Source organism: Isoptericola sp. GX10416, from assembly GCF_056590155.1.
Genome location: NZ_JBWPVO010000007.1, coordinates 48,617 through 69,869 on the forward strand (window position 1 = coordinate 48,617; position 21,253 = coordinate 69,869).

General features: G+C 73.6%; 21 protein-coding genes and 3 tRNA genes. 13 read left to right on the top strand and 11 right to left on the bottom strand.

Annotated features, from left to right (window positions below):
- The first annotated feature begins 71 nt into the window (after positions 1 to 71).
- Genes ACWAT2_RS11605 through ACWAT2_RS11620 form a run of 4 tightly spaced genes read left to right on the top strand, consistent with a single transcriptional unit; the run spans position 72 to position 3,191 of the window.
- On the top strand, positions 72 to 908 hold the full coding sequence (locus tag ACWAT2_RS11605; RefSeq protein ID WP_402376283.1) for an ABC transporter ATP-binding protein: 837 nt from the start codon (positions 72 to 74) through the stop codon (positions 906 to 908).
- The gene (locus ACWAT2_RS11610) at positions 905 to 1,543 is read left to right on the top strand and encodes an ABC transporter permease (protein WP_402376281.1); all 639 of its coding nucleotides are present in this window, start codon (positions 905 to 907) and stop codon (positions 1,541 to 1,543) included. The genes ACWAT2_RS11605 and ACWAT2_RS11610 overlap by 4 nt, the downstream gene beginning before the upstream one ends.
- A complete protein-coding gene (locus ACWAT2_RS11615; protein ID WP_402376279.1) occupies positions 1,543 to 2,229 on the top strand; it encodes an ABC transporter permease in 687 nt (228 codons plus the stop codon). The genes ACWAT2_RS11610 and ACWAT2_RS11615 overlap by 1 nt, the downstream gene beginning before the upstream one ends.
- 44 nt (positions 2,230 to 2,273) lie before the next feature.
- Positions 2,274 to 3,191, top strand: coding sequence for an ABC transporter substrate-binding protein (locus ACWAT2_RS11620; protein WP_402376276.1), 918 nt, complete (start codon positions 2,274 to 2,276; stop codon positions 3,189 to 3,191).
- A 28-nt stretch (positions 3,192 to 3,219) separates the two neighbouring features.
- Here ACWAT2_RS11620 and ACWAT2_RS11625 read toward each other — a convergent pair whose 3' ends face one another.
- Both ACWAT2_RS11625 and ACWAT2_RS11630 read right to left on the bottom strand, forming a co-directional pair.
- Positions 3,220 to 4,131, bottom strand: coding sequence for an ATP-grasp domain-containing protein (locus ACWAT2_RS11625; RefSeq protein ID WP_402376273.1), 912 nt, complete (start codon positions 4,129 to 4,131; stop codon positions 3,220 to 3,222).
- 24 nt (positions 4,132 to 4,155) lie between these two features.
- Entirely contained in the window at positions 4,156 to 5,634 is a 1,479-nt protein-coding gene (locus ACWAT2_RS11630; RefSeq protein ID WP_402376270.1) for a dihydrolipoyl dehydrogenase family protein, read from the bottom strand.
- Positions 5,635 to 5,852: 218 nt separating this feature from the next.
- On the opposite strand from ACWAT2_RS11630, the gene ACWAT2_RS11635 reads away from it, so the two are divergent.
- From ACWAT2_RS11635 to ACWAT2_RS11655, 5 genes are read left to right on the top strand one after another with little or no spacing between them, the layout of a single operon-like run.
- On the top strand, positions 5,853 to 6,464 hold the full coding sequence (locus ACWAT2_RS11635) for a biotin transporter BioY (protein WP_402376267.1): 612 nt from the start codon (positions 5,853 to 5,855) through the stop codon (positions 6,462 to 6,464).
- A 2-nt stretch (positions 6,465 to 6,466) separates the two neighbouring features.
- Positions 6,467 to 7,924 (top strand): class I adenylate-forming enzyme family protein, encoded by a 1,458-nt coding sequence (locus ACWAT2_RS11640; protein ID WP_402376264.1) that lies wholly within the window; start codon positions 6,467 to 6,469, stop codon positions 7,922 to 7,924.
- Complete coding sequence (locus ACWAT2_RS11645; protein WP_402376261.1) at positions 7,921 to 9,006, top strand: acetyl-CoA C-acyltransferase; 1,086 nt, start codon at positions 7,921 to 7,923, stop codon at positions 9,004 to 9,006. The genes ACWAT2_RS11640 and ACWAT2_RS11645 overlap by 4 nt, the downstream gene beginning before the upstream one ends.
- Positions 9,003 to 9,683 carry an energy-coupling factor ABC transporter ATP-binding protein gene (locus ACWAT2_RS11650; protein ID WP_402376259.1) on the top strand — a complete coding sequence of 227 codons (681 nt, stop codon included), beginning with the start codon at positions 9,003 to 9,005 and terminating at the stop codon, positions 9,681 to 9,683. Before ACWAT2_RS11645 ends, ACWAT2_RS11650 begins: the two co-directional genes overlap by 4 nt.
- Complete coding sequence (locus tag ACWAT2_RS11655) at positions 9,680 to 10,252, top strand: energy-coupling factor transporter transmembrane component T family protein (protein WP_402376256.1); 573 nt, start codon at positions 9,680 to 9,682, stop codon at positions 10,250 to 10,252. Before ACWAT2_RS11650 ends, ACWAT2_RS11655 begins: the two co-directional genes overlap by 4 nt.
- A 17-nt stretch (positions 10,253 to 10,269) precedes the next feature.
- Here ACWAT2_RS11655 and trmB read toward each other — a convergent pair whose 3' ends face one another.
- The 5 genes from trmB to ACWAT2_RS11680 all read right to left on the bottom strand — a co-directional run bounded on the left by trmB (position 10,270) and on the right by ACWAT2_RS11680 (position 12,176).
- Positions 10,270 to 11,076, bottom strand: coding sequence for a tRNA (guanosine(46)-N7)-methyltransferase TrmB (trmB, locus tag ACWAT2_RS11660; protein WP_402376253.1), 807 nt, complete (start codon positions 11,074 to 11,076; stop codon positions 10,270 to 10,272).
- A 33-nt stretch (positions 11,077 to 11,109) separates the two neighbouring features.
- Complete coding sequence (locus ACWAT2_RS11665; protein WP_402376251.1) at positions 11,110 to 11,517, bottom strand: pilus assembly protein CpaE; 408 nt, start codon at positions 11,515 to 11,517, stop codon at positions 11,110 to 11,112.
- Positions 11,518 to 11,593: 76 nt separating this feature from the next.
- Positions 11,594 to 11,669, bottom strand: a tRNA-Lys gene (locus ACWAT2_RS11670).
- A gap of 47 nt (positions 11,670 to 11,716) precedes the next feature.
- Positions 11,717 to 11,792 (bottom strand) — tRNA-Lys (locus ACWAT2_RS11675).
- Between the two features lie 87 nt (positions 11,793 to 11,879).
- On the bottom strand, positions 11,880 to 12,176 hold the full coding sequence (locus ACWAT2_RS11680) for a GroES family chaperonin (protein ID WP_402376377.1): 297 nt from the start codon (positions 12,174 to 12,176) through the stop codon (positions 11,880 to 11,882).
- Between the two features lie 187 nt (positions 12,177 to 12,363).
- Between ACWAT2_RS11680 and bcp the strand changes: the two genes are divergently transcribed.
- From bcp to ACWAT2_RS11695, 3 genes are all read left to right on the top strand, one after another.
- Positions 12,364 to 12,840, top strand: a complete 477-nt coding sequence (gene bcp, locus ACWAT2_RS11685) for a thioredoxin-dependent thiol peroxidase (RefSeq protein ID WP_402376249.1) — start codon at positions 12,364 to 12,366, stop codon at positions 12,838 to 12,840.
- Between the two features lie 33 nt (positions 12,841 to 12,873).
- Positions 12,874 to 12,956 (top strand) — tRNA-Leu (locus tag ACWAT2_RS11690).
- A gap of 162 nt (positions 12,957 to 13,118) precedes the next feature.
- Complete coding sequence (locus ACWAT2_RS11695) at positions 13,119 to 15,977, top strand: glycosyl hydrolase (RefSeq protein ID WP_402376246.1); 2,859 nt, start codon at positions 13,119 to 13,121, stop codon at positions 15,975 to 15,977.
- A gap of 94 nt (positions 15,978 to 16,071) precedes the next feature.
- Here ACWAT2_RS11695 and trxA read toward each other — a convergent pair whose 3' ends face one another.
- Positions 16,072 to 16,449, bottom strand: coding sequence for a thioredoxin (gene trxA / locus ACWAT2_RS11700; protein WP_402376243.1), 378 nt, complete (start codon positions 16,447 to 16,449; stop codon positions 16,072 to 16,074).
- A gap of 149 nt (positions 16,450 to 16,598) precedes the next feature.
- Between trxA and ACWAT2_RS11705 the strand changes: the two genes are divergently transcribed.
- Entirely contained in the window at positions 16,599 to 17,168 is a 570-nt protein-coding gene (locus ACWAT2_RS11705; RefSeq protein WP_402376240.1) for an NUDIX hydrolase family protein, read from the top strand.
- 8 nt (positions 17,169 to 17,176) lie between these two features.
- On the opposite strand, the gene ACWAT2_RS11710 is transcribed toward ACWAT2_RS11705, so the two are convergent.
- From ACWAT2_RS11710 to ACWAT2_RS11720, 3 genes are all read right to left on the bottom strand, one after another.
- Positions 17,177 to 18,814 carry an ATP-binding cassette domain-containing protein gene (locus tag ACWAT2_RS11710; protein ID WP_402376237.1) on the bottom strand — a complete coding sequence of 546 codons (1,638 nt, stop codon included), beginning with the start codon at positions 18,812 to 18,814 and terminating at the stop codon, positions 17,177 to 17,179.
- A gap of 200 nt (positions 18,815 to 19,014) precedes the next feature.
- On the bottom strand, positions 19,015 to 20,685 hold the full coding sequence (locus ACWAT2_RS11715) for a sodium:solute symporter family protein (protein WP_402376234.1): 1,671 nt from the start codon (positions 20,683 to 20,685) through the stop codon (positions 19,015 to 19,017).
- Complete coding sequence (locus tag ACWAT2_RS11720) at positions 20,682 to 21,005, bottom strand: DUF4212 domain-containing protein (protein ID WP_402376232.1); 324 nt, start codon at positions 21,003 to 21,005, stop codon at positions 20,682 to 20,684. Before ACWAT2_RS11720 ends, ACWAT2_RS11715 begins: the two co-directional genes overlap by 4 nt.
- Between the last annotated feature and the right edge of the window lie 248 nt (positions 21,006 to 21,253).

The window sequence follows — 21,253 nt, forward strand, 5'->3', positions numbered from 1 at the left end:
TCTCTCGCGCCGCGCGCAGGATTGTGGTCGGGTAGGACGTCGGAAACCCCCGCCCTCCGGAGGCACTGCCCATGATCGAGTTCCGCTCGGTGACCAAGACGTACCCGGACGGCACCCATGCCGTCGCGGACTTCGACCTGGTCATCCCGCCGCACAAGACGACGGTCCTGGTGGGATCGTCGGGCTGCGGCAAGACGACCCTGCTGCGGATGATCAACCGGATGGTCGACCCGACGTCCGGGGTCATCGAGATCGACGGCGAGCCGATCCAGGACCGGGACGCCGTGAAGCTGCGGCGCAGCATCGGGTACGTGCTGCAGAACGGCGGGCTGCTCCCCCACCACAGGGTGGTCGACAACGTCACGACCGTGCTGCGGCTCGAGGGCACGTCGCGACGCACCGCGCGCGACCGTGCGCTCGAGCTGCTCGACACGGTGGGCCTGGACCGGGCGATCGCCGAGCGGTACCCCGGCCAGCTCTCCGGCGGTCAGCAGCAGCGCGTCGGCGTGGCGCGCGCCCTGGCCGCCGACCCGAACATCCTGCTCATGGACGAGCCGTTCGGCGCCGTCGACCCCATCGTCCGCGCCGAGCTGCAGACCGAGACGCTCCGTCTGCAGCAGGAGCTGAACAAGACCGTCGTGTTCGTCACGCACGACGTCGACGAGGCGTTCCTGCTGGGCGACCAGGTCGTGATCCTCGAGAAGGGTGCCCAGGTCGCACAGATCGGGTCCCCGAGCGAGATCATCGAGAATCCCGCCGACGAGTTCGTGGCGAGCTTCATCGGTGCCGAGCGCGGCGCCCGCGCCCTGCACACCAAGCAGACCGGTCGCGGCACCGTGCTCGTCGATGCCGGCGGCCGCACCCAGGGGGTCCTCGTCGACAGCCCTGGGCCGGAGGCTCCTGCATGACCTGGGTCCTGGACAACCTCGACCTCATCGGCCGGCTCACCGGGGAGCACCTGCGCCAGAGCGCGCTGCCCATCCTGCTCGGGTTCCTCGCGTCCGTCCCGGCGGGCTGGCTCGCGTTCCGGTTCCGCCTGACCCGAGGGCTCGTCCTGACGCTCGTGGGCCTGCTCTACACGATCCCGTCGCTCGCGCTGTTCGCGCTCCTGCCCCCGCTGCTGGGCATCAGCTTCCTCAGCGAGATCAACCTCATCATCGCTCTGACCATCTACGCGGTGGCGATCATGACCCGGTTCGTCGCGGACGCGCTCGCCTCGGTCGAGCCGTCGGTCCGCCAGGCCGCCGTCGCCGTCGGCTACGGGAGCTGGCGACGGTTCTGGCAGGTCGACCTCCCCCTGGCGGGGCCCGTCGTCCTGGCCGGGTTGCGCGTCACCGCGGTGTCCACCATCTCGCTGGCGACCGTCGGGATCCTCATCGGGATCGACAACCTGGGCTACCTGTTCACGAACGGCTACCAGCGCCAGATCGTCCCCGAGATCCTCGCGGGCGTGGTGGCCGTCGTCGTCATCGCGCTGCTGGTCGACGCCCTGCTGGTCCTGCTCGGCCGTGCACTCATGCCGTGGACCCGGAAGGGGGCGTGATGGACCTCTTTGCCGAGGCGATCGCCTGGATCTTCTCCCCCGACCGGCAGACCGGCTCCCTGCCGCTCTCCGAGGCCGTCTGGACGCACGTCGCCTTCACGGCCGTCTCCGTGCTGCTCGCCGCGATGGTCGCGGTGCCGGCCGGGTGGCTGATCGGGCACACCGGCCGGGGCCGCGAGGTCGCGGTGGCGCTGTCCGGCGCCGCACGGGCGGTGCCGTCGTTCGGGCTCGTCCTGCTCCTGGTCCTGGTGCTGGGAGTGACGCACAAGGTCGGCGCATCCACGACGGCGTTCGTGCTGCTGGCGATCCCGCCCGTCCTCGCGGGCGCCTACTCGGGGGTCGAGGCGGTCGACCGGCGGGTGGTCGACGGCGCCCGGTCGGTGGGGATGACCCCGACGCAGGTGCTGCGCAAGGTCGAGGTCCCGCTCGGGCTGCCGCTGCTCATCGGCGGGCTGCGGTCCGCGACGCTGCAGGTGGTGGCCACCGTGACGCTCGCCGGCTACGTCGGCAGCTGGGGTCTCGGCTTCTACATCGTCCAGGGCATCCAGATCCGCGACTTCGCGCAGATACTCGGGGCGGCGCTCGTCATCGTGGTGCTCGCCGTGGTGCTCGACGCCCTGTTCGCCGTCCTCGAGCGGCTCGTCGTGCCGGCGGGGGTCTCCGCCGGACGCGCCCGCGACACCTGAACCCCGTCCATCGAACACCCACGAACGCCCACGAAAGGCAGACCATGCGCAGCACCCGACGAACCATCACCCTCGTCGCCGGAGCGGCGGCCGCGCTCCTCACCCTGACGGCCTGCGGCGGCGGCTCCGACCCGTTGGAGCAGGACACCGGTGACGGCGAGGAGACCGCGGCCGCCGGCACGATCGTCGTCGGCTCCCAGGCGTACTACTCCAACGAGATCATCGCGGAGATCTACGCCCAGGCCCTCGAGGCCGACGGCTTCACCGTCGAGCGGAACTTCTCCATCGGTCAGCGCGACGCCTACATGCCGGCGCTCGAGAACGGCGAGGTGCAGGTCTTCCCCGAGTACACGGGCAACCTGCTGCAGTTCTTCGACCCGGAGACCACCGCGACGTCGACCGACGACGTCTACGCGGCGCTCCAGGACGCCCTGCCGGAAGGTCTGGCCGTCCTCGACCAGTCGGCTGCCACCGACCAGGACTCCTACAACGTCACGGCCGACTTCGCCGAGGCCAACGGCCTGACCACCATCGGTGACCTCGCCGACGCCGAGGAGGAGATCGTGGTCGGCGGCCCCGCCGAGCTCGAGGAGCGGCCCTACGGTCCGCAGGGGCTCGCGGACGTCTACGGGGTCGACGTGTCGTTCGAGGCCACCGGCGACACGACGGTCCAGGACCTCGTGGCGGGCACGGTCAACGTGGCGAACGTGTTCAGCGCCGACCCCCGGATCCAGACCGAGGGCCTGGTCACGCTGGAGGACCCGGAGGGCCTGTTCCTCGCCTCGCACGTGGTCCCGCTGGTCTCCACCGATGTCGCCGAGGACGTCGCCGCCGCGATCGACCCGGTCAGCGCCGCCCTGACGCCCGAGGGCCTGGTGGACCTCAACGTGCAGTCCACCGAGGAGCAGCGCTCCAGCGAGGACATCGCGGCCGACTGGCTCTCGGAGAACGGCCTGTCGTGACCCGGTGACGAGCGGCCGGGCCGCGGGCTCAGCCCAGGCGGGCGACGATCGCGTCCGCGAGCGACCCCGCGGTCCCGGCACCGCCGTCGTGCTTGAGCCACAGCGACGGCTCGGTGAGCTCGAGCTCGATGACCGTCGGCGACTCCGCGCCGCCGACGAGGTCCACGCGGGCGTAGAGGAACGGCTGCTCCACCCCGAGCTTCTCGTGCGCGACGGCGAGCGCCCGCCGGGCGACGTCGATCTCCGCGTCGGTCGCCTCGACGGGGCGCATCTTCTCCTGGGCGTAGAGCCCCTGCGTGGGTCGGCTGGGCCCGGTGAGCAGGGCGTTCTTGCGCACGGAGTGGCGCATCTCGCCGTCGACGAAGATCAGGCAGGTCTCGCCCTGGGTGTCCACGCTGGTCACGTACGGCTGGATCATCACGGCCCGGCCGTCGTCGAGCAGGGACTTGGCGTGCTGGATCGCGAGCGCCCGCGACGCCGAGCTGACGGGCTGGTAGCGCCCCGTGTCCTTGGCGCCCGCCGAGACGACCGGCTTGACCACGAAGTCGCCGAAGGCGGGCATGCGGGTGTGGATCGCGCGCTTCGACAGGTGGCGCTCGGGGTCGAGCCAGATCGTGGGGATGACGGGCACCCCGGCGGCGTCGAGCGCCTGCAGGTAGGTCTTGTCGGTGTTCCACGAGATGACGTCGGCGCTGTTGGCCAGCCGCGGCACGGAGCGCGCCCACTCGACGAACTGGTCGCGCCGGGGCGAGTAGTCGTACGTGGAGCGCACGACGACGAGGTCGTACTCCGCCCAGTCGACGTCGGGGTCGTCCCACACGACCGGCTCGGCCGTGACGCCGCGGCCGGCGAGAGCGGGGACGAGCGGGCGGTCGTCGGCGTCGAGGTCGGGCAGGACGGAGCAGGTGGCGAGTCCGACTCGCTTCGGCGTCGTGGTCACGGCCCAGAGCCTAACCGCTGGGCCTCACAGCCCGTACTCCTCCGCGAACCGCAGCCACACCTCCGAGACGGTGGGGAACGCGGGCACCGCGTGCCAGAGTCGGCCGAGCGGCACCTCGCCGACGACGGCGATCGTGGCCGCGTGCAGCATCTCGCTCGCGTCGGGCCCCACGAACGTGGCGCCGACGATCACCTCGCGCTCAGTGTCCACGAGGATCTGCGCCCGGCCCGCGTAGTCGGGCGACGTGACGCTCGCACCGGCGACGGCGGACAGGTCGTAGGCGACGGCGCGCACCGGCAGGCCGGCGTCGCGCGCCTCGGTCTCCGTGGGACCCACCGACGCCACCTGCGGGCGGGTGAAGACCACCTGGGTCCGGGCGACGTGGTCCGCGCTGGCCGCGTACCTCGTCCAGGCTCGGGCGTGCGGCGGTGGCATCCGTGAGGAGCTGTCGTCCGGGCCGTACAGGGCGGCGACGACGTCGCCGGCGACGCGTGCCTCGTACTTGCCCTGGTGGGTGGTCGGGGCTCGGCCGGTGACGTCGCCGCAGGCGAACAGCCACGGGTTGCCCCCGGCGGACCGGCTCACGCCCTGGACCACCATCGAGTCGTCGGTGCGCAGCGGCGCGTCCGTCGCCAGCCCCACGCTGTCGAGGCCCACCTCGCCCGTGCGGGGCCGCCGCCCGGTCGCCACCAGCAGCTCCGCCGCCGTCACCTGCTGTGTCCCCCGACCGTCCTCGACGGTCACGGTGACCGGGCCGCCGACCTCGGGGCGGGAGACCTCCGTCACCTCGCTGCCGAGCCGGACGTCGACCCCGGCCTCGCGCAGGGCGTCGGCGACGGCTTCACCGGCGAAGGGTTCGGCACCGGTCAGCAGGCCGCTGCGCGCCAGGAGGGTGACCCGGGCGCCCAGGTCGGAGTAGGCGGTCGCCATCTCGCAGCCCACCACACCACCGCCGAGCACCACGAGCGACTCCGGCACCGCCTCGGCGGCCGTGGCCTCGCGCGACGTCCACGGGTTCGCGGCGCCCAGCCCCGGGACCGGAGGCAGCACCGGTGCGCTGCCGGTGGCCACCACGACGGCGCACCGGGCGTGCAGCAGGTGGGTGCCGCCGCCGTCCACGGACCCGAGCGCCGGTGTGACCTCGACCTTCCGCTCCCCCACCAGCCGGCCGTGACCGCGCACCAGCGCGATGCCGGCCGATGCGAGCCACTCCACCTGGCCGGTGTCGTCGCCCTCCCCGGTCGCCTTGTCGCGCCAGGCCAGCACGGCTGCGGCATCGAGCGGGCCCGGGTCCGCCACGCCGGGCGTGGCACGGGCCGCGGCGCGTGCCGCGCCGGGGTGCAGCAACGTCTTGGACGGGATGCAGGCCCAGTACGAGCACTCCCCGCCCACGAGCTCCGCCTCCACGACGGCCACCGAGAGCCCGGTGGCGGCGGCCCGGCCGGCCGCGTTCTCCCCGACGGGGCCCGCGCCGATGACGATCACGTCGTACGTCTGGTCCATGCGGGCATCCTGTCGCGCCTCGCCGGCACCCGCCACCGCGTCGCCGCCATGGCCGCACCCGCCAGCCCCGGCGTGCCTCGTTTGGAGCTTCCGGCAACCGCTTGTGCGATTCGTGCACGACGGCGCGACGCGGGTGGGTACGCCGCCCGGCGCCCCGTGGACGCCCGGCCACCAGAGTGGTACCCGACCACGCCCGACCGCCGCGCGAAGGAGAACCGATGACCGAGGCCACCGAGACCGCACCGAGCACCGCCAGCGGGCGCCGCGGAGCCCTGGACGCCGCCGACGCCGCCCGGGTGGCCACGTTCGCCGCCCTCGTCGCCGTGCTCGGGCTGCCGGGCTCGCTCAGCCTGTTCGGCAACGCCGTGCCGATCACGTTGCAGACCCTCGGGGTGATGCTCGCGGGCACCGTGCTCGGCGCCCGTCGCGGCGCCCTGGCGGTGCTGACCCTGCTGGTCCTGGCTGCCGCAGGGCTGCCGCTGCTCGCCGGGGGCCGCGGCGGGCTGGGTGCCTTCGTGGGACCTTCGGCCGGCTATCTCGTCGGCTTCGCCGCCGGGGCGTTCGTCGTGGGCCTGCTCGTCCAGCGGCTCCGGCGGGTCACGTTCGCCGGGGTGCTCGTCGCGGCGCTCGTCGGGGGCGTCGGCGTCGTGTACGCGTTCGGCCTGCCGGTGCAGGCGGTCGTGACCGGGGTCCCGCTGGCACAGACCGCCTGGCTGTCCCTGGCGTTCCTGCCCGGGGACCTGCTCAAGGCGCTGGCGTGCGCGGGCATCACCGTCGCCGTGGCCCGCGCCTACCCGGCCGCCCTGCGGTACCGCACGCGGGAGGGCTGAGGGTGCCCGTCGCCCACCACGTCCTGCGGCACGCGGCCGGGCCGGGCCGGGACCGGCCCGCGCTGCGCCATGCGACACGCGACCGCACGTACGCGGAGCTGGCCGCCGACGTGCGCGCCGGCGCCGAGCACCTCACGGCCACCGGCACCCGCCCCGGCGACCTCGTCGCGCTGCTGCTGCACGACCCGCTCGACGCGCTCGTCGGTCTGCTCGCCGTCGACCTCGCCGGCGCCACCGGCCTGGTGGCCGACCCCGCCTGGCCGGTGCACCAGCGCGCCGAGGTGCTGCGCGCCCTGACGCCCGCCGTCGTCGTCCACGTGCCGTTGCCGCGCGCCGCGCCCGGCACGGTCGGGCTCGGCGACGCGGACAGGGGTGCCGGACCGCCGCCCGACGACGCCGACACCGCGTGGGCCGGGTTCTCCTCCGGCAGCACCGGTCGCCCGCGCGCCGTGGTCCGCGACCGCGGGTCCTGGACCCGGTCCTTCGACCACGTGAGCCGGCTGACCGGCACCCGGGCCACCGACACGGTGCTGGTCACCGGGCCGCTGGCCAGCTCGCTGCACTGCTTCGCCGCGGTGCACGCGCTCGCCGTGGGCGCGTGCGCACACCTGGCGCCGGGACCGACCGCGACGACGGCGGCCCTCGCGGCGAGCGACGTGGTCCACCTGGTGCCCTCTCGGCTGGACGACGTGCTCGACGCCCTGGTCGCCGGGATGCCGTCGCGGCTACGGACCGCCGTCGTCGGTGGTGCAGGCCTCGACCCTGTCCAGCGCGAGCGCGCCGCCGCGTCCGGCCTGGAGCTGGTCGCCTACTACGGCGCGGTCGAGCTCAGCTTCGTCGCCGTCGACACGGGCGACGGGCTGCGACCGTTCCCCGAGGTGGACGTCGCCGTGCGGCCCCAGCCCGGCACCAGCCTGGGCGAGGTGTGGGTGCGCTCGCCGTGGGTGTCGCAGGGCTACCTCGCGGGTGCCCGCGGACCGCTGCGCCGCGACGGCGCGTGGGCCACCGTCGGCGACCTCGCCGAGCTGCCCGACGGCGCGGGCCCGGCCCCCGCGACGAGCGCCGTCCCGCTGGGCTCCGGCAGCGGGCCGCTGGTGCTGCGCGGACGCGGCGACGGGGCCGTGCTGACCGCGGGGGCCACCGTGGTTCCCGAGGACGTCGAGGCGGCCCTGCGCCCCGTGCCCGGCGTGCGCGACGTCGTCGTGGCCGGGGCGCCGCACCGCCGGCTCGGTGCCGTGGTCGTCGCCGTGGTCGAGGCCGACGACCGGCCCGGCCTGCGCGCGCACCTCGAACGGGTGGCCCGCGCCACCCTCGCCCCCGCCCAGCGACCACGCCGCTGGTACCGGGTCGACGCGCTGCCGCGCACCGCCGACGGCAAGGTGGCGCGTGCCGCGCTCGGGGCCGCCGTGGCCGGCACCGACCCGGCCGCCCGGGTGGGCGAGCTCGGGGTGCTGCGGTGAGCGTCGTCGTCGCCGCGCGCCGCACCTGGATCGGGGTGACGGGCCGCGGTCACCGCGGCGTCGACGAGACGGCGCTCGCCGCCGCCGTCCTGACCGCCACGGCGCGCGACGCCGGGGTGGACGACGTGGACGACGTCGTGCTCGGCAACGCGGCCGGCCACGGCGGCAACGTGGCCCGGCGGGCCGCGCTCGCCGCCGGCCTGACGGCACCGGGGCTCACCGTGGACCGGCAGTGCGCCTCCGGGCTGGCGGCGATCGCCGTCGGTGCCGCACTCGTCGACTCCGGGCAGGCCGACGCCGTGCTCGCCGGCGGGGTGGAGAGCGGCTCGCACGCGCCCCGCCGGTCGCACGGCCCCCTGGCCTACGGCCGCGCGTCGTTCGCACCACCACCCTGGGCCGACCCCGACCTCGGCGACGCCGCCGACCGGCTCGCGCGCGCCCGCGGCACCGCCCGCGAGCGCCAGCACGCCTGGGCCGTCCGCTCGCACGAGCGCGTCCGCACGGCGCACGCCGCCGGTCGCTTCGCCGCCGAGACCGTGCCGGTCGGCGGGCTCCGGCGTGACGAGCACGCCCGGAGGCTCGACCCGCGGGTGCTCGACCGGCTGCCCGGTGCGTTCGGCGCGGACGGCTCCGTCACGGCGCTCTCGGCGGCCCCCTCGGGCGACGGCGCGGCCGCCGTCGCCGTCGTGCCCGACGGCTCCCCCGGGCTGCGCGTCCGGGCCGCGGTCACCTGCGGCACCGACCCGTCGCGCCCGATGGTCGGCCCGGTCGCGGCGGTCCGGACGGCCTGCGCCCGGGCGGGTGTCGCGCTGGGCGACGTCGCCGCGGTCGAGCTCGTCGAGGCGTTCGCCGTCCAGGCGCTCGCGGTCACCGAGGAGCTGGGCGCCGACGACGCCCGCTGGAACACCGACGGCGGCACGCTCGGGCTGGGCCACCCGTTCGGGGCCAGCGGTGCGGTGGCCGTGGTGCGGCTGTACGCCCGCCTGGTCACCGCCGGTGCGCCGGCCGGCACGCTCGGGCTGGCGACGGCTGCCGCGGCGGGAGGCCTCGGCGTCGCACTGCTCGTCGAGGTGGTCCGATGACCGAGGTGGTGCTGGACGACGTGCACGTGCGCCACGGCGAACGCGAGGTGCTGCACGGCGTCTCGCTGCGGCTCACCGAGCGCCGGGTCGCCGTCATCGGTGCGAACGGGTCGGGCAAGTCGACCCTCGCACGCCTGCTGAACGGGCTGATCGTGCCGACGTCGGGCCGCGTGCTGGTGGACGGGCTGGACACCCGCCGCCGTGGCCGGGAGGTGCGACGACGCGTCGGGTTCGTGTTCACCGACCCGGACGCGCAGATCATCATGCCGACCGTCGCCGAGGACGTCGCCTACTCCCTGCGCCGCTCGGGGCTGTCGCGGGCGGCGGTGGCGGCGCGGGTCGCCGCCGAGCTCGACCGGCACGGCCTCGCCGACCACGCCGACCACCCGGCCCACCTGCTCTCCGGCGGGCAGAAGCAGCTCCTGGCCCTGACGAGCGTGCTGGTCACCGCGCCACGGCTGGTCGTCGCGGACGAGCCGACCACGCTCCTGGACCTGCGCAACACCCGGGCCGTCGCCGACCGGCTCGCGGCGCTCGACCAGCACGTCGTGCTGGTGACGCACGACCTCGACCTGGTGTCGGGCTTCGACCGCGTGCTCGTCGTCGACGGCGGCCGGGTGGTGGTCGACGACGTCCCCGCGGCCGCGGTGCCCGCCTACCGTCGGCTGATGGCGTGAGCCCGGTGCACCGGCTGGGGGCCGGGACCAAGCTGGCCGCGCTGTGCGTGTGCTCCCTCGCCCTGCTGGCCGTGCGCTCGCCGGTCGGGGCGGGTGCCGCCGTCGTCGGCGTCCTCGGGCTCTACGCCCTGGCGCGGCTCGGCCCGCGCGCGGTGTGGTCGCAGGTGCGGCCGCTGCGCTGGTTCGTCCCGTGCGTCGTCGCGGTGCAGTGGGCCACGCTCGGGCCGCTCGCCGCGTGCGTGCTCACCACCCGCCTGGTGGCGCTCGTCGCCCTGGCCGGTCTCGTCACGGCCACGACGCCGACCTCCCTGCTCCTGGCCGCCCTCGAACGGGCTCTGGGCCCGCTGCGCCGCGTGGGCCTCGACGCCGAGCGGGCCGCGCTGGTGCTGGCGCTGGCCGTCCGCTCGGTCCCCGTGCTCACGGCCCTGGCGGGGACGGTGCGCGACGCGCAGCGGGCCCGCGGGCGCGAGCACGACGTCCGGGCGTTCGCGGTCCCGCTGGTCGTCGGTGCGCTGCGGCAGGCGGACGCGCTCGGCGAGGCGCTCCGGGCGCGCGGCCTGGACGACTGAGCCGCCAGGCGGTCCGCTCAGACGCGGACGAACTCCAGGTCCGTCACCTCGCGGCCGGCGCTGCGGCCCTTGCGCTCGAAGCTCGTCATGACGCGGCCCTCGAACCGAGGGGCACGTCCTCCCGGTCCGTGGGCGTTGCGGAAGCCCTCGGCGGCGTCGCCCACCTTCAGCATCACCTCGCCGTACTGGGCCCAGTCGGTGGCCAGGCGCCAGCGGCCGCCCGGGCGCAGGACCCGCGCGACGAGGTCGGCGAGCTCCGGGTCGACCAGGCGCCGCTTGTGGTGCTTCTGCTTGGGCCACGGGTCCGGGAAGAAGACCCACACCTCGTCGAGGCTCGCCTCCGGCAGCCCGTGGCGCAGCAGCTCGGCGGCGTCGACCTGCATGATCCTCAGGTTGTCGAGCACCTGGCCGGGTGCCCCGCCGGCGTCTGCCGGGTCGGCGCCGCCGTGGCCCGCCCGCACGATGACCTGCGCGACGCCCGGCGTGTAGACCTCGACGGCCACGTGGTCGCGCTCAGGATGGGTGGCGGCGGCATGCACGATGCACTCGCCCAGCCCCGTGCCGATCTCGAGCACGACGGGCGCCGTCCGCCCGAACTCCGCCGCCGCGTCGAACCGCCAGTCCGGGTGCACGGACAGCTCACGGCGCTCGCGCGGCACGTCGACCAGGTAGTGATGACGGCGGGCGTCCCAGGCACGCTGCTGCCCGGCGGTCAGCCGCTCGGTCCGCCGCACATAGCTGCGCGGCCGACGAAGGAAGTTCTCGTGGCGCGGCTCGTCGGCCTCGTGCGGACGCTCGGTAGAGCTGGGCGGGGTCTCGGACACCGCCCCAGGGTACGGCGCAGCACGGGCCTGCCCCTATTCCGCCGCCAGCTCGACCAGGGCGAGCAGCGCCTGCCCGTAGGCGTCGGCCGCCTCCGGGGCCGCGAAGGTGCGCCGCTCTCCGAGGAGGTCGACCTCGACGACGTAGGTATCGCCGTCGTGCACCAACGAGCGGAAGGTGCGCCCGAGCAAGGAGCGCAGCTGGTCCTCGCGCGGGAGCCAGAGCGTGTCCTCGATGTCCACGGAGTCCAGGGCCCACTCGGTGGTCCCGTTGAAGCCGAGCACCGTGCCCGTCGGGTAGTGGTGCGGCTCGATGGTCAACGTGGAGACGGTGAACACCTCCGCGGCCAGCTCCGGGGCGTCGATGTGGAACCTGTCCCCGTCCGTGGGCTTCCAGGTCAGCCCGGCGTCACGCAGGCGGGTGGCGAGCTCGGTGGAGATCATCCGTCCATCGTGCCGCCGCGAGCCGCCTGAACGCCAACGGCAGAGGCCCCCGTCGCTGCTGCGACGAGGGCCTCGCTGGTGCGCCATCAGGGACTCGAACCCCGAACCCGCTGATTAAGAGTCAGCTGCTCTACCCATTGAGCTAATGGCGCGCGAACAAGCGCGGACGATGAGCAGGCGGTCGGTTCGTCGTCCTCGCTGGTGCGCCATCAGGGACTCGAACCCCGAACCCGCTGATTAAGAGTCAGCTGCTCTACCCATTGAGCTAATGGCGCGTAGCGGTGTGAAACATTACCAGGCCGGAACGCACGACCGGTACTTGGATCCCCGGCGGAGGGCTGTGACCTGCACGACAGCCACCCTCACAGGTACAGGCCCGTGGTTCCCGCGTCGTCCGAGCGCTCCGCCACGGCGTGCACGTCCCGCTCGCGCAGCAGCACGTAGTCCGTGCCGCCGAGGTCGACCTCGGCCCGGTCCTCGGGGTCGTAGAGCACCCGGTCGCCCACGGCCACCTGGCGCACGTGCTCGCCCTTGGCGACCACCGTGGCCCAGGTCAGCCGCTTGGGGCCCGCCGCCGTCGCCGGGATGACGAGGCCGGCCGACGACTGCCGCTCAGCACGGTCGGTCTCCGGGTCGACGAGCACGCGGTCGTGCAGCATGCGGATGGGCAGCGGCTCGGCCGGCCGGCGGGGGGACGCGCCCGCGGGGGACGCGGTGCTCGACGGGGTGCTGGATGCTGCGGGGCTCACGGTCCCTACGCTACGCGAGCGACGCCGTCGGACCGGCACCGTGCCGGGCGGGCGCTAGGCTCGTGGCGGCCCAGCAGACCCGTTCGAGGAGCTCCACGTGACCCGTCTCGCCGTCGGCGACACCGCACCCGACTTCACCCTGTCGACCGCCGGCGGCGGCACCGTCTCGCTCGAGGAGCTCCGCCTCGAGGCGGAGCGTGGCGTGGTGGTCTACTTCTACCCCGCCGCCATGACGCCCGGCTGCACCACCGAGGCGTGCGACTTCCGTGACTCGCTGGCCGCGCTGCAGGGCGCGGGCTACGCCGTCGTGGGCATCTCCCCCGACGAGCCGGCGAAGCTCGCGCAGTTCGTCGAGCGGGACGCCCTGACGTTCCCGCTGGCCTCCGACCCGGAGCGTGAGGTCCTCGAGGCCTACGGCGCCTGGGGGGAGAAGAAGAACTACGGGCGCACCGTCGTCGGCGTCATCCGCTCGACGGTGGTGGTCGGCACCGACGGCAAGGTGGCGCTCGCCCAGTACAACGTCAAGGCGACGGGGCACGTGGCACGGCTGCGCAAGGCGCTCGGGCTCTCCTGACGCGCCGACCCGGGTCGTAGACTCGGGGCGCACGCGCGAGTGGCGAAATCAGGCAGACGCGCCAGGTTTAGGTCCTGGTGTCTTCGGACGTGCGGGTTCGAGTCCCGCCTCGCGCACGGATCGACCGCGCGACCTCATGACCGGAGGTTGCACGTGTCACCTATCTACGCCATGGTGTTGGGATCGCTTCCACACGTCTGCTCGGGGCTGATCAAGGACGTCGGCCGTGGGACGCGGGCCGACGTGCTCGACGAGGCGACCGACCCGCGAGGTGAACGATGACGTTCTCACAACCCGCGCGACACCGGCGTACCGCCCGTGTCGCGGCGCTCGCCCTGATCGCCGGCGGGGCGATCACGGCAAGCGCTCCCCCGGCCACCGCCGACGTCGTGGACGTCGGTTCCGGCAGCTACACCACCGACCCCGTCGGCCCCGGTCCCCAGGGATGCGACGCCGTGGAGGCCGACCCGCGGGCCTTCGTCACCGACGAGGCGCCCGACACCCCGCTGCCCACCAACGACTGGTGGACGTCGCTGGCGTACAAGGTGTTCGACTGCTCCTTCAGCGCACCCCTGCACGCCCACCCGGCCTCCTACCAGCCGTCCGCGGGCGGCCTCGGCATCTCCTACACCACGCAGCCGGCCATCAGCGGCAGCGGTGCCGGCGTGAGCGAGTACCACTACCCCTACACCGAGGACCTGCGGGCAGGCGTCGTCGGGCTCGACGCCCCCCACGTCGCCGTCGCCGGCTGGACCGACTGGACCGTCACGCCCGTGTGGGACGACGGCGCCCGCTCGCTGCACGCGACCATCGGCCACGGCATGCCGCTCGCCTGGTTCGAGGCGACCGGCGGCGACGCGCAGCTGACGTTCTCCGGCAGCCCCGAGGTGTGGCTCGACGAGCCCGGACGTCTCGGCGTGCGGGTCGGCGGGTCCGACTACCTCGCCGTCGTCCCCGCCGACGTCTCCTGGTCCCTCAGCGGCACCACGGCGACCGCGGGCACGGACCGCTTCGCCGTCGCCGTCCTGCCCGACGGGTCCACGGCCGAGCGCGCCGCCCTCGTCGAGGACTACACCGCGGCCGGCCGCTCGCCCGTCACCGGAACCCGCGCCGACTACACCTACGACGCCACCGACGCCGCGGTGCGCACCACGTACTCGTTCGACACCACGCCCTGGCCCGGAGCGGCCGACGGCGGCACGGTCGCCGCGCTGTACCCGCACCAGAGCGCCTACCTCACCGGGACGGAGCCGGCCGGGCCCACCTACGTCTCGCCGCGCGGCGACATGGCGATCCTCACCGACGCCACCGAGTTCACGACCACCACGCCGTACGGCGGGGTGCTGCCGGAGCTGCCCGCGGTGGCGACGTCGTCCGGCGCCGACCGGGCCACCCTGGAGGCCTACCTCGACGAGGTCGGGGACCCGCTCGACCAGCGCGGATCGGACACCTACTGGACGGGCAAGGCCCTCGGCCGCGCCACCCGCGTCGTGGAGATCGCCGACCAGCTCGGCCGCACCGCCCAGCGCGACGAGGCGCTCGACGCCGTCCGGGACGTCCTGACCGACTGGTTCACCGCCACGCCGGGCAAGACCGAGCAGGTCTTCGCCTACGACGAGCCGTGGGGCACCCTGATCGGCTACCCCGCCTCCTACGGTGCGGACACCGAGCTCAACGACCACCACTTCCACTACGGCTACTACGTGGCCGCGGCCGCCACGCTGGCCCGGTTCGACCCGCAGTGGGCCGCCGAGTACGGCGGCATGGTGGACCTGCTCATCCGCGACGCCAACGGCTACGACCGCGACGAGACCCGGTTCCCGTACCTGCGTGACTTCGACGTCTACGCGGGCCACGACTGGGCCTCCGGCCACGGCGCGTTCGCCGCCGGGAACAACCAGGAGTCCAGCTCCGAGGGCATGAACTTCGCCGGGGCGCTCATCCAGTGGGGCGAGGCGACCGGTGACCAGGAGGTCCGCGACGCCGGCGTCTACCTGTACGCCACGCAGGCGGCCGCGATCCAGCGCTACTGGTTCGACGTCGACGGGTCGACCTACCCCGACGAGTTCGAGCACCCCGCGGTCGGGATGGTCTGGGGCGACGGCGGTTCCTACTCGACATGGTTCAGCGCGGAGCCGGAGATGATCCAGGGCATCAACACCCTGCCCATCACCGGGTCCCACCTGTACCTCGGCGAGTCGCCGTCCACCGTGCGTGCCGCGTACGACCACATGGAAGGGGTCAACGGCGGTCCGCCGACGGTGTGGCAGGACATCCTGTGGAGCTACCTGGCCCTCGGAGACGGACCCCGCGCGCTCGACCTGCTGACGTCGTCGTCCTTCGAGCCCGAGGAGGGCGAGACCCGCGCCCACACGTACCACTGGGTGGCCAACCTGGCCTCTCTCGGGACGGTGGCCGGCGTCGGTGCGGACCACGCGCTCGCCGCGGCGTTCGACGGCGAGGACGGGCGCACCTACGTGGCGTCCAACGTCACGGCGGCCCCGGTGTCCGTGACCTTCGCGGACGGGACGGTCGTGGAGGTCCCCGCCGGCAAGACGGTGGCGACCGGCGCCCGCTCCTGGACCGGTGGCGGCGCGACCGGCGGCCCGGTCGACCCGGACCCCGAGCCGGACCCCGACCCGACGCCGGACCCCGAGCCGGGTGACCTCCAGCCGGTCCGGCACCTCGGCCCGGACGGCTCGCTGAGCGCGACGGCGGCGACGGACGGCCGCGTGGAGCTCGCCGGTGCGGGCGGCCAGAACCGCGACGGGACACCCCACCAGCCGGCCGTCTTCGAGGCGACCGGGCTGACAGGGTCGTACACCGGGCAGGACACGGCGTTCTCGTTCGGTGTCGACGCGGGGTCCACGGTGGGGCTGGCCGTGCAGGCCCGCGTGACCTACGACCTGGACGGCGACGGAGACGTCGAGCGCACCGAGACGTACGCGTACTTCGCGACCGACCCGGTGCCGGGCGACGAGACCTACACCGCCACGGGACGCCTCGCCTCGGCGGACGGGTCCCTCGGCGACCTCGACGGCGGCACGGTGCGGGTCGAGCTGTGGAGCGTGCTCGGCAGCGCGAGTCCCTCGGTCGCGACCGGGGCGGCGTCGACGCTCACCCTGCCGTTCTCCTGAGCGGTGACGCACGACGGCCGCCGTCGGGCCCGGAGCCCGGCGGCGGCCGTCCTGCGCTGAGGGGCGCTCGGCCCTGCGTGCGCGCCCTGCGCGCTCAGCCCTGCTGCTCGCCGTTGGACGCGGCGGCGATCTGCGTGCGCACCTCGTCCATGTCGAGGCCCTTGACGGCCTCGACGACCTGCTTGAGCTGCGGGCCCGGGAGGGCACCGGCCTGGTTGAAGACCAGGACTCCCTCGCGGAACGCCATGAGCGTCGGGATCGCCGTGACACCCGCCGCGGCCGCGATCTGCTGCTGCGCTTCGGTGTCGATCTTGGCGTGCACGACGTCGGTGTTCTCCTCGCTCGACGCCTCGAACACCGGCGCGAACTGGCGGCACGGGCCGCACCAGGAGGCCCAGAAGTCCACCAGCACGATGTCGTTGTCCTTGATCGCCTGCTCGAAGGTGGTGTCGGTGAGCTCGACGGTAGCCATACGAAGTCCTCTCGTGGGGGTTGCCTCTTGAGCACAGCGTCCCGGCTCGTCCAGGTATTCCGCCGGAGGCGGACCGGGCGTGGCCCACGTCACTCGGGCCGGGGCTCCAGCGCAGGCCGCGACCGCCGTCGGGCTGATAGAAACGAAGGGTGACCGACACCGCCGAGTTCCCTCCGGACGACGAGCACGAGCACCCGACCGGGCGGGCCGGATGGCTGACCCCTGAGGAGATCGCCGCCGTCCGTGCCCAGCTGCCGCTGGTGTACGTCGACGCCGTGCCCGTGCGGGTCGACGAGTCGGGCGACGTGGTCGCCGTCGGCCTGCTGCTGCGCGCCACCCCGCTCGGCAGCATGACCCGTGCGCTCGTCACCGGCCGGGTGCTCTACCACGAGCGGGTGCGCGACGCGCTGCTGCGGCACATCGAGAAGGATCTCGGCCCGGTCGCGCTGCCGCAGGTGCCGGCGTCGCCCCAGCCGTTCACCGTCGCCGAGTACTTTCCGACCCCGGGCATCACCCCGTTCCACGACCCGCGCCAGCACGCGATCTCGCTGGCCTACGTGGTGCCCGTCAACGGTGACTGCCGCCCGCAGCAGAACGCGCTCGACCTCGCCTGGCTCACGCCCGAGGAGGCGTGCAGCGACACCGTGCAGGCCGAGATGGTCAACGGCCAGGGGGCGCTGGTCCGCCAGGCGATGGCGCACGTCGGCCGGCTCGACTGAGCTGCGCCCTATCCCAGCGCCAGGACCGGCCAGCCCGCGAGGTCCGCGCGCATCCGCCGGTCGTGCGTGGCGACGACGACGGCCGCGGACGTCCGCTCGAACGCGATCGTCAGCGCGTCGACCAGGTCCACCGACAGGTGGTTGGTCGGCTCGTCGAGCACCAGGAGGTGCGGTGCGTGCAGGAGCGCGAGCGCGATGTCGAAGCGCCGCCGCTGCCCCACGCTCAGCTCGCGCAGGGGCCGCTCGAGCTCGTCCTCGGTGAGCAGGCCCAGCGCCGCTACCGGAACCAGGTGGTCGGGGTCCAGCTCGCCCCGGTCCAGCAGGGCGAGCGCCTCGACCGCGTACGCGTCGAACCCGGACCGCTTCGCGCCGTCGCCGCCGTCGGGCACCCGCCCCTCCTGACCGACGACGCCGATCCGCATGCCCTCCCGGGACGTCCGGGTCCCGCGGGCGAGCGGCAACGTGCCGGCGAACGCGCCGAGCAGCGTCGACTTGCCGGTGCCGTTGGGGCCGACGACGAGGAGCCGGCCCGACGGCGGGACGGCCAGCCGCGTGCCGGGCAGGTCGAGCCGCACCGCGCCGTCCGGCGACTCGACGCGCGGGGAGCGCAGGTCCACCAGCGGCTCGGCGGGGTCCCAGCCGGGCGACAGGGCGGGGAGGTCCGGGAAGGCGAGCTCCAGCGGCGGGGGCGGGACGTCGACCGCCTCGGCCTTGAGCTTCTCGACGAGCCGGTCGGCGGCCTTGACATGGATGCGGGCGCGCGTCCCTCGGCGGTGCTTCTGCGATCCCTTGGGCGGTCGCCACTCGTCCGAGAGGCCCTCGTAGGAGCGGTCGAGGCGGTACGCCAGCTCCGCGGCCCGCTTCTGCTCGGCCCGGTACCGCTGCTTCCACCGCTGCAGCGCCTGGTTCTTCGCGAACCGGTAGGAGAGGTACCCGGGCTGCCCGTAGAGCACGGGTGAGCCGTCCATCGACGGGTCGAGGTCGTAGACGGCGGTGACGACGTCGTCGATGAGCTCGCGGTCGTGCGTGACGAGGACGACCCCGCCGTGCCAGCCCAGCACGGCCTCGGTGAGGTACTCCAGCCCGGAGTCGTCGAGGTGGTTGGTCGGTTCGTCGAGGAGCAGAAGATCGGCCCGCTCGGCGAGCCGGCAGGCCAGGCGCACGCGGTAGCGCTGCCCGACGGACAGGGTCTCGAGCGCCCGGTCGCGGTCACGCACGGCGCCGAGCCGGGTCAGTGCCTCGTCCACGCGCCGGTCCGCGTCCCAGGCCGCGAGGTGCTCTACCCGGGCCAGCAGGTCGCCCAGCTCGCGCAGGTCACCGCCGTCGTGGTCGAACGCCTCCGCGGCCGCTTCCAGGTCGGCGGCAAGCCGCCGCAGGTCCGCGAGCGTGGCGTCGACCAGGTCGCCCACCGTCAGCCCCGGCGGCACCGCGAGCTCCTGTTCCACGATGCCGACGGTCCCGCTGCGGCGCACCTCGCCGGACGACGGGACGAGGTCCCCGGCGAGCAGGTGCAGCAGCGTGGACTTGCCCGACCCGTTCTCGCCGACGACGCCGAGCCGCACGCCGTCCGACACCCGCAGGTCGACGCCCGCCAGCACGGGACGCCCGGGGTAGCCGAAGGAGAGGTCGGAGGCGACGAGATGCACCGGACCAGCCTACGTACCCACCATCCCCTCCCGTGCCGCGCCGCGAAGTGCCCGGCCTCGCGCACCCCTGTCCCACGAACCACCAGCAGGACGAAAAGACGGGGTTCCCTGCTCCGCGCGGTCGTCAGACCGGAAGCGGAGGGCGCGCAGCGCCCGTGAGCGCGACCGCGCGGAGCAGGGAACCCCGTCCGTACCCAGGACTACTCGTCAGCGGTCACCTGCTTCCGGGCGGCCGGGTACCGGATGCCCTCGACCATCTCCTGGACGTGCTCGGACGGTGGCGCCGTGAGCCTGGAGACCACCACGGTGACGATGATGTTCACCAGCGCACCGATAGCACCGATGCCCTCGGGCGAGATGCCCAGGATGTGCTCGTGCTCCGACGTCCCGAACACGTCGAGCGTGTAGATCATGTAGGACGCCGTGAACACCAGGCCGGAGATCATGCCCGACGCGGCACCGATCGCGTTGGCGCGCTTCCAGAAGATACCCAGCACGAGGATCGGGAAGAACGTCGACGCCGCCAGACCGAACGCGAACGCGACCACCTGAGCCACGTACGCCGGCGGGTTGATGCCGCCGTAGATCGCGACCACGACGGCGAGACCCATGGCGATGCGGCCCACGAGCAGACGCCGCGACTCCGAGGCCTCCTTCTTGACGACCCGGAAGTACAGGTCGTGCGAGACGGAGGAGGAGATCACGAGCAGCAGACCGGCCGCCGTGGACATCGCCGCGGCCAGACCGCCCGCTGCGACCAGGCCGACGATCGGCGCGGGCAGACCGGCGATCTCGGGCGTGGCGAGCACGAGGATGTCGTTGTTCACGATGAGGTCGGCACCCGACTCCGGGTCGTTGCTCAACGTGCCGATCGTCGATGCGCTGTCGGAGACGGTGACCAGTCCGGTCGCGGCCCAGTTGTTGACCCAGGCCGGCAGCGAGGCGACCGCCACGCCGTCGACGGACTGCATGAGGTTCAGCTTGGTGAACGCCCCCACGGCGGGAGCCGTGGTGTACAGCAGGCCGATGAAGAACAGCGCCCAGAACGCCGAGAACCGCGCGCCGCGCACCGACTTCGTCGTGTAGAACCGGATGATGACGTGCGGCAGGCCGGCCGTACCGATCATCAGCGACATCGTCACCAGGAACACGTCGATCTGCGGCCGAGCGGCGAACGCCTCGGTGTACTGCGCGAGCCCGAACTTCTCGCTCAGGGCGTCGAGCTCGGCCAGGATCTGGCCGAACGTCACCTGCGGCACCGGGAAGCCCGTCATCTTCTGCGCGATGGTCCACGCCGGGATGAGGTAGGCGACGATCATCACCGTGTACTGGGCCACCTGGGTCCAGGTGATGCCCTTCATGCCGCCCAGGACGGCGTACAGGAAGATGATCGCCGCGGCCACGGCCACGCCACCCTCGATGGACAGGTTGAGGAAGCGGCTGAACACGATGCCGCCACCACGCATCTGGCCCACCACGTACGTGAAGGACACGATGATCGCGGCGACCGCGGCGATGAGCCGCACGTACTCCGAGTACCGGTCACCGACGAACTCCGGGACGGTGAACTTGCCCCACTTGCGCAGGTAGGGCGCCAGCAGGAGGGCCAGCAGCACGTAGCCGCCGGTCCAGCCCATGAGGTAGACCGAGCCGTCCGACCCCATGAAGGCGATGAGCCCCGCCATGGAGATGAACGACGCCGCGGACATCCAGTCCGCCGCGACGGCCGCACCGTTGGCGACCGCAGGGATGCCCTGGCCGGCCACGTAGAAGCCCTTGGTCTCCTTCACGCGGCTGCGCCACGCGATGGTGAGGTAGATCGCGAACGAGATGCCTACGAAGACGAGGGACCAGACCTGGATCTCGCTCACAGCCGATTCCCCTCTCCGTCGCGCTCGGCGACGCCGTACTCGTCGTCGAGCCGGTCCATCCGCAGCGTGTACACCAGGATCAGGATGATGAAGGTGTAGATCGATCCCTGCTGGGCGAACCACAGGCCCAGCGGGAAGCCGAAGACGACGATGTTGTTCAGCTGTTCGATCAGCAGGATCCCGCAGACGAACGAGACCACGAACCAGATGCTGAGCAGCACCACCATCAGCCGCAGGTTCTTCTTCCAGTACTCCTGCCGCCAGCCGTTCGCCGGCGGCGGCCCAGGATCTGGTGAGCTCTCGCGCACGCTATCGGTCATCGGACGCTCCCTTCATCGCGTTCACCCCGGGCACCGTCGCCCGGAGAACGTCCCCGTACCGGCCGAGCGAATCGCACCGTTCGTGCTGCTCACAAGGTTTCGCCGCCCGACGGCGGGGACCGTCCCGCGAACGGCGCCCAGAGCGCTGCGACCGGCGCACGGCCGGCCGGTGACCGTTCGTCAGGCCCGATCGACCGCTCGCCGGACGAACGGCACCGTTCACCGACCCGCGGGGGTCCAGACGGGGC